Origin of the sequence: Bradyrhizobium lupini, from assembly GCF_040939785.1 — a bacterium.
GTDB lineage: Bacteria > Pseudomonadota > Alphaproteobacteria > Rhizobiales > Xanthobacteraceae > Bradyrhizobium > Bradyrhizobium canariense_D.
Map to the genome: position 1 here is coordinate 5,229,790 of NZ_CP162553.1, position 14,656 is coordinate 5,244,445.

The window sequence follows — 14,656 nt, forward strand, 5'->3', positions numbered from 1 at the left end:
TGGCAAACTTGGACGACGTAACGGATATCAGCGGACTATTGCCAAAAGGCCCTTCAAGCGAGCAAGTCTAGTGCGTTCTCGATCGCTGCGCCGGCTGCGGTGTTGTCGAAGATGCACCAGGTCTCACTAGATGACGACGCAGCACCGAGCCGCAGCTTCAGCGATCGCAGGAACGCCCCGTCGTACGCGGAGTAGTAAATGCGCGGCGCTCCATGCAATCGAAAATAGCGCAGACTAGGCCACCCGCCCGGCAGGTCGGCATCGGTCCCCCGCGCCGGATCCGCGGCGACACGGGCAATCCGACGTTCCCCGAGCCAGGCGCCGACCTCGGGCGTAAACCAGCTGACGTGACGCGGCTCGCACGCGAGAGCGGCTGAGGTCTTTTCCTGCAGCGCGCGGAACAGGAACTCCGCATCGGACTCAACGAACATTTTGCGAGGCGCAAACTGAACGAGCAAAACCCCGAGCTTCGCACCAAGTCCGGCGCTCTCTTCGATGAACCGATCGAGTTCACCCTGCGCAAGCTGTGACGAGTGAGTAACAGACTTCGGCACCTTTACCGAAAAGCGGAAATCATCTGGCGTCGCGTTCGCCCATTTCTCATAGGTCGAACGCCGGTGCGGCTTATGAAATGATGAGTTGATCTCGGTGGCGTTCAACACCCGCGCGTAGCGTTCAAGCTGGCTACCTACCCCGCCAACTCTTTCCTTGCAGACTCGCGGAACATTCCATCCCGCTGTGCCGAGCCGCAGCTCAGCCTTGACATGCGCGGCCTCTTCCATGTCAGTCCGAAACTGCCATCGGGTATCACCGGATGTTTCACAATCTCACGCCGACTTCCGCCGCGTCCCTGCTGTCGGCTTCTTCGCCGCCGCTTCCTTAGCCAGCTTCTTACCGGCGATCGGCATCAGCATCTCCTTCTGAGCCGCGGCAGCCTTCTTCGTCTTCTTGGCAGGCTTTTTCGGAGCCTCGGTCTTTGCTGCTGCCCCGCCGACGCTCTTGCGTAGCGCGTCCATCAGATCGACGACGTTCTCGCCTTTCGGCCGATCCTTCGGCGCGATCGGCTTGCCGGTGCGCTTCTGGTTGATGAGCTCGATCAGCGCGCTTTCATAATGGTCCTCGAACTTCTCCGGCTCGAATGATCCCGCCTTCTGGTTCACGATGTGCCTGGCCAGATCGAGCATGTCCTTCGTCACTTTGACGTCCTGGATCTCGTCGAAGTATTCCTGCTCGCTACGAACCTCGTAGGGATACCGCAGCAAGGTGCCGACCAGACCCTTGTCCATCGGCTCGAGCGCAATGATGTGCTCTCGGTTGGTGAGCGCCACGCGCCCGATCGCAACCTTGTTCATCTCGCGGATGGTCTCGCGGATGACCGCGAAGGCGTCGTGGCCGACTTTTCCGTCCGGACGGATGTAGTAGGGGCGAATTAGGTAGCGCGGATCGATCTCGGCCTTGTCTACGAACTCATCGATCTCGATGGTCCGCGTGGATTCCAGCGCGATCTCCTCAAGCTCCTCCTTGGTCACCTCGATGAACTGGTCCTTCTCGAGCTGGTAGCCCTTAACGATGTCCTCGTTGGGCACCTCGTCGCCGGTGTCGGCGTCGACTTTCAGGTACTTGATCCGATGACCGGTCTGACGGTTGAGCTGGTTGAAGGAGATCTTCTCGCTCTCCGACGTAGCTGGGTAGAGCGCCACGGGACAGGTGACCAACGAGAGACGCAAAAAGCCTTTCCAGTTCGCGCGGGGGGCCATGGTACGCAAAACTCCATAAGGGGACTTGGACTCAAGACGAACGGCGCGACACAGTTCCGACACCGCCCGCAGGTGTCCACCGCAAATTGATGCTAGATCCCGGTCAAGCGCCCGGAATAGATGGCGGGCAGTCTTAACCCAACGAACAAAATAAGAACGTGTATCGGTGACGCAATCCCTGGCACTCCGCGGTGATTAGACCTCTGTGGAAAACGGCCAATCCCTTGCTCTAGGGAAGCGGCAACCCAGCCCGTCGGGCAACACACCCTTCTCCCGTCAATCCCTCTCCGCAAAAATATTCCACTTTACCGAAATTCGGAAACGGCGTATGTGTCGCTCATCCTTGAGGGGCGATCTCGTTGTCGTCTTGATTGCGAGCCGGGCTTGCGATGGACGCGGCAGCGTCGGTACGAGATGGTGCGGGCAGGGCGGGTAGACCCTGTGAGCCCGCAACCGCGTGCGGACGAGCGGCGCTGCTAGGCTTCGTCTCGCCTGTAAGTTTTCGGCTTCGTCGACAGGGCTGGAAAAACTGCGGCGAAATGGCGGGCCGTGCGTACGGCAAAACCGTGTGGTCCTGGCCGTCGTTGCTACGGTCAAGCTTTCGCGGAGGTGTGTGCGAGCCCAACCGGGCAGACAGCATCATCCAAATTCGCGAGGCGAGGGAGGCCAAAGAGAACTCGGCTCCCGGGAGAGCACGGCATAAGCCGTCCAACCGTCGCGCAGGGAAGGCCGAGTGATTGGCTACACCTGTATGCTGCTGTGCGGTTTTCCTGCGTGTGCTTTTCGCGCAGCGGACCGCGGGTGCCAGCCGGCACCCGGCCTTCCCTGCGCCCTCTTGGATATGAGGGCGGAGTGACGAAGCAAAGCTCGGGCGAAACGCGCCGCGAGAACGAGAAATCATGTCCGCTGTTTGAATGCCTGGTCGCGTCATGTGCCGCGACGTCTCGGTGGCAGGCGCTCAGGATGAATTGCCGAAGCGATGCTCTGGAAGTCCCTGTGCAATGCCATCAATGGCCAGAACATGACCCGCCTGGGGTTCGCGGCCCAGTTGCTCGCGATCAAGAAACTTTCTCGCCGTCGTCACGAACAGGGTCTTCAGATCGGCTCCGCCGAAGCATACGCAGGTCGGATTGGTCGCCGGCATCGGAATGACGGTATCGATCCGGCCGTCCGGCCGATAGCGCACCACCCGGCCGCCGGAGAAGAATGCGGTCCACAGTCCGCCCGCAGCGTCGATGCACGCGCCGTCGGGCCTCTCGCCGGAGGCGCTGTAATCCGCGAACAGCCGTCTGTTGCTAATCGCGCCGTCATCGAGATCGAAGTCGAACTGCCAGGTGCGGTAACGCCTCGTGTCCGTGAAGTAGAGCGTGCGATTGTCGGGCGAGAACGCGATGCCGTTCGTCACGATGACATCGCCGAACATGCGCGTTGTCCGGCCGTCCGCGTCCACCCGATACAGCGCTCCGTTCGGCCGATGCAGCTGGTTGTCCATGGTGCCGATCCACAGCCGGCCCCGCGCGTCGACGCGCCCGTCGTTCAGGCGATTGTCGAGGCCGCTTTCGACCTCGCAGAGCTGACCTGGAGGATCGTCATCGAACGCGCGGCGATAAAGCCTCAGATCCTGCGCGAGCAGGTGGGAGCCATCCGCCGTCAAGGCCTGACTGCCGAGGAAGTTGCATGCGTACGGAATAACCTGATGCGCGCCTGTCGCCGGATCGAAGGATTGATGCAGCCGCCGGTCGATGTCGACCCACCACAGCTTGCGGGAGCTGTCGCACCACAATGGCGTTTCGCCGAGGATGTCGCCTGTGGCGACCGCGGTCTCGACCCGATGCGCGGGAATCATGTCAGGAGTCATCCCGAAATCCGATTGCAGCGACGAGCGCTCTCTCCGAACGACGTCAGGCCGCGGACGATCAATCCTCGTTCCAGGAGGCGAGGGCGTGCGCGACGCACCCGTTGATGTGGTCGGTAAGCACGGTTTTGGCGCCTTTGATGTCGCGCTTGAGGGCGCATTCGAGCAGCGCCTTGTGCTGGTTGATCGTCTCCGCGCCGCGGTAGCGCAGCGCATAGCGGAAATATTTGTCGAACACGATCGCGTGGGTCTGCATCAGCTCGCGCGAGCCGCAACTCGAGATGAGAGCCTGGTGGAATTCGCCGTCGTAGCGTTTGCGCAGCTCGGGATCGTCCCCCTCCTTGAGGACGGTGCGTTCGGTGGCCGCCAGCTTGTGATGCGCGGACACCACGCGGCCCTCCCACTCGACGTCGCCGGCACGAAACGACTCGGCCATTGCATGCTGCTCCAGCAGGATGCGCAGGCCGGCGAGTTCACGCAGGTTCTGGATGGATATCGGCGCCACCTCGAAGCCGCGCTGGCCCTCCGCGACCACGAATCCCTCGGAGGTCAGACGATTGAGGATCTCGCGCAGCGTGGAGATGCTGACGCCGTAGTCCTCCCTCATGGCGTCGAGCTTGAGACGTCCGGACGGCGTCAGCACGCCGAAAATGATGTCGGATCGAATCCGCTGATAACCGCTGTCGCCCGCCGACAAGGGGCGCCCCTCGAGTGACGTCATGCTCTCCGATCCCGCAATATGCGCGCAACGCCCCGTGGCGGGCGGCTGAACTATCAATGTTACCAGCAATATAGCAGACGCCTAACAACAGATGTATTTAAAAATCTCAGAAGAACTACGATTTATCATTTGACCGAAATATGTAGTTATGTTTTTTGATTGACCTGAGGGTGCAGAAAAGAATGGCTCAAGCCGCCGTCGTGCCCCGATCGAACAGGGAGGTCAAAATGAGGTTGTTGGTACGGGCGCTGTCTGCGACGGCGATCTGCGTGGCGCTGACGGTCGGTGCATCCGCTGAGGACATTCAGGAGCGCACGATCAGGTGGGGACACCTGAACAACACCGATCACCCCGTCAGCGCGGGGGTGCAGAAATTTGCGGAGATCCTGCTGGCGAAGAGCGGGGGCAAGATGAAGATTCGTGAGTTCGCGGCCTCGCAGCTCGGCAACGAGCTGCAGCAGCAATCCGCGCTACGCGGCGGCACGCAGGAAATGCTGTCGGCCTCGACGACGTCGCTCGCAACCGTCGTGCCGGAGTTCGGCCTCATCGACTTTCCATTCATCGTGAAGACCATCGAGCAGGCGGATGCTCTCGGCACCGGAAAATTCGGCACGTCGATGCTCGATACGTTGCCGTCGAAGGGATTGATCGGTCTGGGCTATTGGGGCCTCGGCTTCCGCAACGTCACCAACAGCACGCGGCCGATCACCAAGGTCGAGGATTTCAACGGCCTCAAGCTCCGCGTCATTCCGAACCCGGTCTATCTCGAGACCTTCGGATCCTTCAAGGCCAATCCCGTTCCGATGGCCTTCGGCGAACTCTATTCGGCGCTGGAGACCCGCACAGTCGACGGCGAGGAGAACCCCTTCACGGTCATTCTCTCCAACAAGTTCTACGAAGTGCAAAAATACGTTTCCGCCACCAATCACACCTTCACCCTGAACATCATCCTCGTGAGCAAGGCGTTCTGGGACAAGCTCTCGCCGACCGAGCAGCGCCTGATGCGCGAGGCGTACGAGGAAAGCCGAGGCTATCAAAAGGAGCAGACCCGCCTTCAGACTGAAAAAGCCCTCTCTGAATTGCAGGCGAAGGGCATGCAGTACAACACCGTCGCGCCGGAAGAGCTCGATCGGATGCGCAAGACGGCGCAGCCGGTCGTCGACAAGATTGCCGCCAATCTCAAGCCGGAGGCGGTCAAGCTGTTCAACGACGAGCTCGATCGCATCCGCAAGGACGTGAAATAGTCGACCTCGTCAGCATGCAAGAGGCAGAGCCGGCCAGTGGGCCGGCTCTGAACCCGACTTTGCCCGGACGGCACGCATGGCGCGAATTCTCGACCTCTATTGCACCCTGCTGAAGGGCATCATCGCCGCATTTCTTGCGGTGATGGTGGTGCTGGTTTTCGGCAACGTTGTCCTGCGCTACGGCTTCAACTCCGGTATTGCGATTTCCGAGGAGCTGTCGCGCTGGCTCCTGGTCTGGCTGACTTTCCTCGGTGCGGTCGTGGCAATGCGTGAGCACGCCCATCTCGGCGTCGATAGCCTTGTGCGGATGCTGCCGGCTTACGGCAAACGCATCTGCTTCATCGTCAGCTACGTCCTGATGCTGTTCGCCGACTGGCTTCTGCTCTCGGGAAGTTGGCGGCAGACGATCATCAATATCGACGACCGCGCGCCGGCGACCGGCCTCTCGCTCGGCATCTTCTATGGCGTCGGCGTGATCTTCGGCGTTTCGGCCGGAGTGATCCTTCTCTACGACCTGTTCCGCGTCATTTCCGGACAGGCCAGCGAAGCCGACATGGTAGCCGTCAGGGAATCGGAGGAGCACTGATGCTGTCTCCTCGTATCGTGCCGCCCGGCGCTCACATCCTGAAAATCACCGGGATCATGCCATGACGATTGCCGTCTTCACCCTCTCGCTGCTCGGCGCCATGGCGCTGGGCATGCCGATCGCCTTTGCGCTGATCGTCTGCGGCGTGGCCCTGATGAGCACGATCGACATGTTCGACGCGCAGATCGTGGCGCAGAACGTCATCAACGGCGCGGACAGCTTTCCGCTCATGGCCATTCCCTTCTTCATGCTCGCCGGCGAGGTCATGAACAAGGGTGGTTTGGCCAAGCGAATCGTCAACGTTGCGCTCGTCGCGGTCGGCCATTTTCGCGGCGGCCTTGGTTACGTCACGATCCTCGCGTCCTGCATCCTTGCGTCGCTCTCGGGCTCCGCGGCAGCCGATGCCGCGGCACTGGCTGCCCTGCTGGTGCCGATGATGGTGGCGGCGGGCCACAAGAAATCCTATGCGGCGGGTCTGGTCGCGGCCGGCGGCATCATCGCGCCCGTGATTCCGCCCAGCATCGGATTCGTCATTTTCGGTGTCGCCGCGGGCGTGTCGATCTCGAAACTGTTTCTGGCCGGGATCGTCCCCGGGCTGTTGCTCGGGGCGGGGCTCTGCCTGGCCTGGTGGTGGGTGGTCCGCCAGGAGAACCTGACGCCCCCGCCAAGAGCATCGCTCTCGGAAATGGTGAAAGCGGTGGTCGACGGCTTCTGGGCGTTGATGCTGCCGGTCATCATCGTGGTCGGCCTGCGTTTCGGCATCTTCACGCCGACGGAAGCCGCAGTGGTCGTCGCCGTCTATTCGCTGTTCGTTGCGACCTGCATCTATCGGGAATTGAAGCTGTCGCAGCTTTACGAGGTGTTCGTCTCCTCGGCCTTGACGACGAGCATCGTCATGTTTCTCGTGGCAGCCGCGCTGGTGTCGTCCTGGCTCATCACCGTGTCCGAGATTTCGGCACAGATCGTCACCCTGCTGAAGCCCTTCATGGGCAACAACACGCTCCTGATGCTGGCGATCATGGTCGTGGTGGTGATCGTGGGGACGGCTCTCGACATGACGCCGACCATCCTCATCCTCACGCCGATCCTGATGCCGATCGTCAAGGCGGCGGGCATCGATCCCGTCTACTTTGGTGTCCTCTTCATCATCAATAATGCGATCGGCCTCATCACGCCACCGGTCGGTATCGTGCTGAACGTGGTTTGCGGCGTCTCCAGGATCAGCATGGAGGACATCATCAAGGGCGTCTGGCCCTTCTTGATCGCGCAACTGATCGTCCTGTTCGCGATGGTGCTATTCCCGGGGCTGGTGACGATCCCGGCCAAGTGGTTCAGCGGCTAGACGCGTCGGCAACAAAAGAAGGACAAGCGAAAATGGCCGCAAGGATCATGATCCTCAACGGACCCAATCTCAATTTCCTCGGCATCCGCGAGCCCCACATCTACGGCTCGACGACGCTCGGGGAGATCGAGGCGAGCTGCAAGGCGCTGGCCGACCAGCTCGGGGTTTCGATGTCGTTCCATCAATCGAACATGGAGGGCGAACTCGTCAGCCTGATCCAGTCCGCCCATGGCAACGCGGACGCCATCATCATGAACCCCGCGGCCTATTCATTCACCTCGATCGCGCTGATCGATGCGCTGAAGATTTTCGAGGGTGTAAAGATCGAGGTGCATATCTCGAACATCCACGCGCGGGACGAGCTGCACCGCCACTCGATCACGTCGAGCGCCTCCACGGCAGTCATTTGCGGCCTGGGTCCCTATGGTTATCTCGCCGCGATGCTCGCGGCGGTCCAACGGCTAGGGCAATTGCCTGCGACCATCGCACCGGCTCTGCACGGGCTTGCGGCCGGCGGCAAGGCGTAGGCATGGAGGGCGGGATGCGCGGCACGGGATTTCTCGCCATCTGGAGCGACGTCGAGGCTCACGACCTGACCGACTACCGGCACTGGCTGACGCGTGAGCACACGACCGAGCGCGTGACGACGAAGGGCTTCCTGGCATCGCGTGTCTTCCGCGCGGCAAGGGACGACATCAACCGCTTCTTCATTCTGTACGAGCTGGGGACGCCGGAGGTCCTCGACGGCGAGGCTTATCTGGCGCGCCTCAACGCACCGACGCCGTGGTCCCGGCGCATCATGCCGAAGCTTGGCAATTTCATGCGGGGCGGCGGCGTCATGATTGCGCGGGGAGGGCGGGGCGAGGGCGCATCGATCGTGGCGCTGCGGATCGAGACGTTGCCGAAGGATCCCCAGGGTCTGGCTCAGGCGCTCGTTGCGTGCGACGGGGTTGCCGCGGTGCAGATCGGCGCGACCGACGAGGCGCGGACATCGGTGCGGACGACCGAGAAGGGCATGCGGAAGAACGAGGGCTTTTTCGCCGGACTTTTGCTGATCGAGGCGCTCGACGTCGCGTCGTTGCAGGGCGCCTTGCAGCGGGCGAGCGAGCTTGCGCCCGACGTGATGACCGGGGCGAGCGAGCCGGAAGTTTATCAAAGCATGTTTGCGCTCGACGCCCGTATCGCAGATTTCGGCTGATGACAACGTTCTCGCTCGTCGCGGTGACTTGCTCGAGCTTGCGCCGCCTGCTGCCCGACGTCAGATTCGTCTGGATTGCTGGCTGACGTGGCATCCCGATACCTGAGGAACGCTCCGCGTCAGGAGTGCACCGCTCCATCCCGAGGCCTGTAAAGGCGGCGAGAGCGGGCTTCGTTCGAGCTCGCGTGTTCGCCGCTCCGGTAGGAACTCTTGCGCACCATCGAGGCTTGACTCAGCGGGCCAGCGTCGCCGCCGATTTGCTGGCCTGCACGGCCCCGCCTCCAAGCCCCCATACCCCCCAGGGTGGGGCCGTGTCTCTTCGCAGGAGATGCAATGCCGGAGCCGACCGATCACGACATCAGAGAACGCGCGCACCGCTTGTGGGAACAGGCGGGCAAGCCGGAAGGCCGCGAGGACGAGTTCTGGCACGCGGCCGAGCAGGAGTTGCGCAACGAGGACAAGTCGAACCCGATGCGGACGCCGGATACGCTGTGACCAACAAGGGCTGCCCATTCTGCCACGGTCTGGGATGGGTCTGCGTAAACCATCCGCTCCGCGCCTGGAGCGAGGAATTGGGCGGCTGCCGCTGTGGTGAGGGCATGCCCTGCACCTGCAACACGACGGAAGATCCCGAAACAAGAGTGGTGATCGTCGAAGCTGACACGACCTGGCATTGAAGGCGGAACAGAAGCCTTCCAGCAGGAATTGAGGTTGTGAGCAGCACGGGCTGCGACGCAGGCCGGTGGCTACGGCGGGGTTTGCGGTGGATGAGCAGCAAAAGATAGAGCACCAGATCGAACTCGCAACGCGAGCGGCTGCGCTCGTTAAAGACGAAACCACCGTCCAGCGATTCAGGAGTTTCGCCGAGGAGCTGAAGCAAAAGCTCCTTCGCATGATGCGGCGCGGCAAGGTACGAGCGCGCGCGTACGAGCTCTGGGAGCAGGCCGGTCGCCCGGCCGATCGCGATGTGGAGTTCTGGGTCGAAGCGGAACGGCAGATCGAAGAAGAGCGCGATCAGCGGAGGTCCTCGGATTCAGAGAAACGATAGTAGCTGGCGCTGCCGGTAGCCACATCGGCAGCGAACAAGCTCGGCCGCGCGTTCCTGGACAGAGAAAAAGCCGCCGAGCTCTTCACCCTGGCGGCTTCAAAAGTTTCGTAGCTGTTGGTCGCCTCTCCAGCCTCATGCGTACCGCCGTTACCTTGTTTGCGGCCATGCAAGATCAATCTACGCGACGGCGCTCGATTCTGCTGTGACCTGAAGCACACATTGGAAGGGGCGATGTGTCAGGAAGCTTGGGAGGGCGCCGACTTTGATGGGACGGCCCGTCATTGGCCTATGCGCCGGCCGCGACACCGAGGCGGCCTATGCCTGGAAGCTTCAGCGCGGGGCGGCGGATGTCGAGGCCGAGCACCGCGCCGAGGAAATTGATCTCGACCCCTTCGACCCAGCCGATGGTCATGCCGAGATAGCCCGACAGCGAGGCGTAGAGCCCGGTGCCGGACGCCGTGATGCCGGCCCAGCGTCCGCTGTAGGGAAAGTCCTTGCCGATAGCGGTCGGCGGCAGCACGGCACGCAGCTCGGGAACAGCATCCAGCGCCGCCTGCACGAAGGTGTTGGAATTCGGTCCCGGCCAGGCGCTGTAGTCGCCATAGGCGCGGAACTTGTAATTCTCGATGACGGCACGGATCTTCGGAATCAGCGCTTCGGCCCGCGCGCCATCGACGGCGACCACCGTTTCCGGGAGGGCTCCGAACCAGCGGCCGTCGGGCGGAAAGCCGTTGCTGCGAACAGGGTCGCCCCAGGCCGTGTAGTCGTATCGGCTATAGGTTGTGGCGCCCTTCTCCTTGACGACGATCCAGGTGTGGACGGCAAAAATACTGCGCCAGCGCACGGTGCGCGCGGCGAACACTCGGATCAGCGCATCCGGATTGGCCGATGCGGGCGGCAGCAGGCCGGCGCTGGAGCGATCCGCCGTCTGCCAATTGCCGCGGCCGTCGCCGCGCAAATAATAGCGGCCGGCCGACACGCCGATCGGCAGGAAGATCAGCAGCAGGAACAGATCAAGGATTTCCTCAAGGGCAAACGGCGATCAGGCGGGACGATGCCACCAATATAGTTCGCAAGGCACGCCGCGCCAGCGCTCTCCTGCTCTTGCATTCGGGTGGTGCGGCCATATGTTGCCTCCATGAGGAAGTTGTCGCTCGTCGAGGACCAGGCCATCCAAGCGCGAATCGCGTACATCGCGGGCGCCGAGATTTTCGATCGCCTCTTCGCCGGCATCCGGTTCGACGAAATCGACGGCAATCTGCTGTTTGCCATTGCCAGCGACGAAGACTGCGCGGCCGAGATCGAGGACGAGTTCTCGCACCAGCTCGGTGTGGTCGCCACGCACATCCTCGCGCAGAGCGTGGACGTGGTCGTGGTGCTGCCGAAGGTTCTGCAATAGCCGCCTGCCCGTTAGCCTTCTGCCCGTTCAGGCCGCTTGCCTTTGCCCCCTGTCTCTGCTTTTCAACGCAATTGCAAAATTGTAATGACGTCAGTGGGCGCTCAAGCCCGAGGCGCGTTATCGACGGAGCTCGACGGGAGGGCTCGTCGTCGCTCGCCTCTATTTGCGAAACAAAGTTGGATACACATTGGCGCCCACCAGCAAAGCCCGGGCCACGACCGGCGCGATAAAGACAAAAAGCAAGAGCTCGACAAGCGTAGGCTCGATAAGCAAGAGCGCGAAGAGCACGAGTTCGAAAAGCAAGAGGTCGAAAAGTACCAGCTCGACAAGCAAGCGCCCGGACAAGAGCGCCTCGCGTTCCGCGGTCGCCTCCTCATCGCCGCTCGGCATGCTGGCGCTGCATCTGCTCGAGCAGTGGGAGAAGTCCGGCCGCGACGGCCTCGTCTTCCTCTGCGACGACGAGAGTAGGGCGGAGCGGCTGGGCGGCGTGATCCACGCCCTCGATCCCTCGGTCGACGTGCTGGTGTTTCCGCGCCTGAACACGCTGCCCTTCGACGGCCTCGAGCCCTCCCGCGAGATCGCGGGCCGGCGCAGCTCGGTGCTGCGGCGTCTCGCCAAGACAAAGAAGCCCGTCTTCCTGGTGTCCACCGCGGAAGCCATCATGGAACGGCTGCCGCTGCCGGCGAGCTGGTCGCGGTCGAGCCTCACGCTGAAGGTGGGCGCGCCCTATTCCGAGACCGAGCTGGAGACGCGGCTGGAAGCTCTCGGCTACGATCTCGACGAAGAGGCGGAGTATCCGGGCGGTGTCCTGTTCCATGGCAAGACGTTCGAAGTGTTTCCCGCCGGCGCACTCGCTCCCTTCCGGATCGAGCATTCCGGCGACACGATCCGCAAGATCGTCGCGGTTGATCCTATCGAGCACGAGGTCGTCTACGAGACCCCGGAATTGATCATAGATCCCATGTCCGAGCGGATCGCTCTGGGAGCTACGCGCGGACAGCGGGCGACACTGCCTGATTATTGCAGCCGCGCGCGATGGATCGCGGATGCCGGGGTATCGGCTCACGCCGAGAGCTGGCTGGGCACGATCGAGGACGCTGCCGGCCGCAGGGATGCGGAACGCGAATATCTGGGGCAGGCGGACTGGAAGCAGCTGAAGAAGCGCATCAGCGTGCTGCCGCGCAAGACGGCCTTCATCTCGACGCCGGAGTTCTCGAAGCTGGCCTCGCCTCGCAAGGCGCTTCGCGCCTTCGTCGCCGACATGCAGCGCGGCGGATCGCGGCTGCTGTTCGTCGCGGCCGTCGAGGACGACCTTCGCGCGATGGAGCGCATGAGCGGCATCAAGGCGGAGCGCCTGGCCGATTGGAGCGAGGTGACGAAGGCACGGAGCCGCGAAGGCGCGCTGCTGGCCGATTTCGACGCGGGGTTCATTGGCGCCGGCCGCAAGCCGCTCGTCGTCGTGACCGCGTCCGACGTGCTCGGCAGCCGAGCCCATCATCCGCAGCCGATGGCGCGCGCCTGGAATCCGGCTTTCGATCATCCCGACGTGCCGGAAAAGGGCGCCGCTATCGTCCATCTGCAACGCGGGCTCGCCGTGCTCGATGGCTTGCAGACCCTGGATATGGGCAAGGGATCGCGACGCGAGATGATCAGGCTCAAATTCGCGGGCGACAATGCCGTGCTCGTACCGCCCTCCGATCTTGCCGTGATCTGGCCTTATGCCGGCGAGCCCGGCAAGCTGACGCTGGACAAGGCGGACGGTAGCAGCTGGTGGGCGCGGCGCACCGAGGCGGAAGCGGAAATCCAGGTCGCCGCCAAGGCGCTCGCCAAACACATCAGCCAGCGCCTCCGCCGTCGTGCACCGAAACTGGTGCCGCCGGGGCCAGCTTACGAAAAATTCGTCGCGCGGTTCCCCTATTTCACGACAGTGGACCAGGCCCAGGCGATTCAAGACGTCCTCGACGATCTTGCGGCGGGCCATCCCATGGACAGGGTGATCTGCGGTGACGTCGGCTTCGGCAAGACCGAGGTCGCGCTGCGGGCGGCGGCCGCAGTGGCGCTGTCCGGCAAGCAGGTGGCGATCGCGGCGCCGACGACCGTGCTGGCGCGGCAGCATGTCGAAACCTTCCGCAAGCGATTCGGCCCTCTCGGCATCGAGGTGGGAAGCCTGTCGCGGGCCAGTTCAGGCCCGGAGACGCGAGAGACCAAGGAGGGGCTGCGGCGCGGCACGCTGAAAGTCGTGGTCGGCACGCAGGCGCTTGCGGCAAAGGACGTGAAGTTCGCCGAACTCGGCCTCGTCATCATCGACGAAGAGCAGCATTTCGGGGCGGCCGAGAAGGCGAAGCTTTCAGGCCTCGCCAAGGGGGCCCATTCGCTGTGGATGAGCGCCACGCCGATCCCGCGCACGCTCGCGGCGGGTCTTGCCGGCTTCAGGGACCTCAGCGTGATCGCCTCGCCGCCGGTTCATCGCCTTCCCATCGTGACCAGGATCGCGCCGCTGTCCGATGCTGCCATTGCCGCAGCGCTGCTCCGTGAGCGCAGGCGGCACGGTCAGAGCTTCCTGATCTGCCCACGCATCCAGGATCTGGAGCCGATGCTGGCGCGGGTGCAATCGGTGGCGCCGGAGCTGCGCATCGTCTGTCTTCACGGCAGACTGCCCGTGGACGAGATCGACGATCGCATGATGAGTTTCGTCGATGGCGAGGCGGATGTGCTGCTGGCGACCAATATCGTGGAAAGCGGTCTCGATATTCCGCGCGCGAACACCATCGTGGTGTGCTGGCCCGAAAAGTTCGGGCTTGCGCAGCTGCATCAGCTCAGGGGACGGGTGGGACGCGGCGGCACGCGCGCTTTTGCTCATCTGCTGACGGAAGCGACCTCGGAGCAGTCCGAGAAGCGCCTGGCGGTACTGGAGGAGTTCAGCAAGCCCGGGGCCGGCTTTGCGATCAGCGAGCGCGACCTCGACCTCAGGGGCGCCGGCGATCTGTTCTCGGAACAGCAGTCCGGGCATGTCCAGGTGTTCGGACCGGTGCTCTACAGTCATCTGCTGAAGCGCGCGTCCGAGCGAGGCAGCGATACCGGGGCCGATCTGTGGGTGCCCGATCTCAATATGCCGCTCGCCGACATGCTGCCTGAAGGCTACGTGCAATCCGAGGCGGTCCGGCTCGAGATCTATGGGCGCGCTGCCAGGTGCCGGAGCGACGACGATCTGGAAGATCTGGAAGAGGAGATCTCGCGTCGTTTCGGCAGGCTGCCGCCGGAGGCCCGCGACTTCTTCGCCTCCGCCAGGCTGCGGATCGATTGCAAGCGGCGCGGTATCGTCAGGCTCGATGTCGGGCCCGAGGCCGTCGCCGCGACGTTCCTGCCGGGGCGACTACGGAAATCGAGGGCGAAGTCGCAGACGGGAGCGCTGCAGCGCGACGGCGACCGCGTTGTTCACGCCGGCCGCCGCGACCAGGATCCGTTCAGCCGGGTCGAGGAGTTTCTCGACCTGCTGGACGGCTAGG

Annotated in this window: 15 protein-coding genes; 9 read left to right on the top strand and 6 right to left on the bottom strand. The window is 63.0% G+C overall.

Translation table 11 applies throughout. The annotated features are described in order from the left end of the window. Positions 1–53: 53 nt before the first annotated feature. The 4 genes from AB3L03_RS24870 to AB3L03_RS24885 form a co-directional block, all read right to left on the bottom strand. The gene (locus tag AB3L03_RS24870) at positions 54–782 is read right to left on the bottom strand and encodes a DUF72 domain-containing protein (RefSeq protein WP_018453911.1); all 729 of its coding nucleotides are present in this window, start codon (positions 780–782) and stop codon (positions 54–56) included. A 45-nt stretch (positions 783–827) separates the two neighbouring features. Continuing rightward, on the bottom strand, positions 828–1,757 hold the full coding sequence (locus tag AB3L03_RS24875) for a Ku protein (RefSeq protein ID WP_368507160.1): 930 nt from the start codon (positions 1,755–1,757) through the stop codon (positions 828–830). A 958-nt stretch (positions 1,758–2,715) separates the two neighbouring features. Further along, the gene (locus AB3L03_RS24880) at positions 2,716–3,615 is read right to left on the bottom strand and encodes an SMP-30/gluconolactonase/LRE family protein (RefSeq protein ID WP_368507161.1); all 900 of its coding nucleotides are present in this window, start codon (positions 3,613–3,615) and stop codon (positions 2,716–2,718) included. A gap of 58 nt (positions 3,616–3,673) precedes the next feature. Next, positions 3,674–4,333, bottom strand: a complete 660-nt coding sequence (locus tag AB3L03_RS24885) for a GntR family transcriptional regulator (RefSeq protein ID WP_368507162.1) — start codon at positions 4,331–4,333, stop codon at positions 3,674–3,676. A gap of 227 nt (positions 4,334–4,560) precedes the next feature. Here AB3L03_RS24885 and AB3L03_RS24890 point away from each other — a divergent pair, with 227 nt between their 5' ends. The 7 genes from AB3L03_RS24890 (at position 4,561) to AB3L03_RS24920 (ending at position 9,751) form a co-directional block, all read left to right on the top strand. Then, on the top strand, positions 4,561–5,577 hold the full coding sequence (locus tag AB3L03_RS24890) for a TRAP transporter substrate-binding protein (protein ID WP_368507163.1): 1,017 nt from the start codon (positions 4,561–4,563) through the stop codon (positions 5,575–5,577). A 76-nt stretch (positions 5,578–5,653) separates the two neighbouring features. Next, the gene (locus AB3L03_RS24895; RefSeq protein ID WP_085393958.1) at positions 5,654–6,163 is read left to right on the top strand and encodes a TRAP transporter small permease; all 510 of its coding nucleotides are present in this window, start codon (positions 5,654–5,656) and stop codon (positions 6,161–6,163) included. A gap of 61 nt (positions 6,164–6,224) precedes the next feature. Next, positions 6,225–7,505 carry a TRAP transporter large permease subunit gene (locus AB3L03_RS24900; protein WP_085383158.1) on the top strand — a complete coding sequence of 427 codons (1,281 nt, stop codon included), beginning with the start codon at positions 6,225–6,227 and terminating at the stop codon, positions 7,503–7,505. Between the two features lie 32 nt (positions 7,506–7,537). Continuing rightward, positions 7,538–8,032, top strand: coding sequence for a type II 3-dehydroquinate dehydratase (locus tag AB3L03_RS24905; RefSeq protein ID WP_026232626.1), 495 nt, complete (start codon positions 7,538–7,540; stop codon positions 8,030–8,032). A gap of 14 nt (positions 8,033–8,046) precedes the next feature. After that, positions 8,047–8,703, top strand: coding sequence for a hypothetical protein (locus AB3L03_RS24910; protein WP_368507164.1), 657 nt, complete (start codon positions 8,047–8,049; stop codon positions 8,701–8,703). Between the two features lie 333 nt (positions 8,704–9,036). Continuing rightward, the gene (locus AB3L03_RS24915; RefSeq protein WP_018453920.1) at positions 9,037–9,198 is read left to right on the top strand and encodes a DUF2934 domain-containing protein; all 162 of its coding nucleotides are present in this window, start codon (positions 9,037–9,039) and stop codon (positions 9,196–9,198) included. A 268-nt stretch (positions 9,199–9,466) separates the two neighbouring features. Continuing rightward, the gene (locus tag AB3L03_RS24920) at positions 9,467–9,751 is read left to right on the top strand and encodes a DUF2934 domain-containing protein (RefSeq protein ID WP_039798852.1); all 285 of its coding nucleotides are present in this window, start codon (positions 9,467–9,469) and stop codon (positions 9,749–9,751) included. A 286-nt stretch (positions 9,752–10,037) separates the two neighbouring features. Here AB3L03_RS24920 and AB3L03_RS24925 read toward each other — a convergent pair whose 3' ends face one another. Further along, positions 10,038–10,730 (bottom strand): DUF3750 domain-containing protein, encoded by a 693-nt coding sequence (locus tag AB3L03_RS24925; protein ID WP_368507165.1) that lies wholly within the window; start codon positions 10,728–10,730, stop codon positions 10,038–10,040. A gap of 159 nt (positions 10,731–10,889) precedes the next feature. Here AB3L03_RS24925 and AB3L03_RS24930 point away from each other — a divergent pair, with 159 nt between their 5' ends. Further along, a complete protein-coding gene (locus AB3L03_RS24930) occupies positions 10,890–11,150 on the top strand; it encodes a hypothetical protein (protein ID WP_368507166.1) in 261 nt (86 codons plus the stop codon). 159 nt (positions 11,151–11,309) lie between these two features. Here the strand turns inward: AB3L03_RS24930 and AB3L03_RS24935 are convergent, their stop codons facing one another. Next, on the bottom strand, positions 11,310–11,540 hold the full coding sequence (locus tag AB3L03_RS24935) for a hypothetical protein (RefSeq protein WP_018453923.1): 231 nt from the start codon (positions 11,538–11,540) through the stop codon (positions 11,310–11,312). Here AB3L03_RS24935 and AB3L03_RS24940 point away from each other — a divergent pair. Beyond that, a complete protein-coding gene (locus AB3L03_RS24940; RefSeq protein ID WP_368507167.1) occupies positions 11,539–14,655 on the top strand; it encodes a DEAD/DEAH box helicase in 3,117 nt (1,038 codons plus the stop codon). The two genes, AB3L03_RS24935 and AB3L03_RS24940, sit on opposite strands and share 2 nt — an antisense overlap. The last annotated feature ends 1 nt before the right edge of the window (position 14,656 follow it).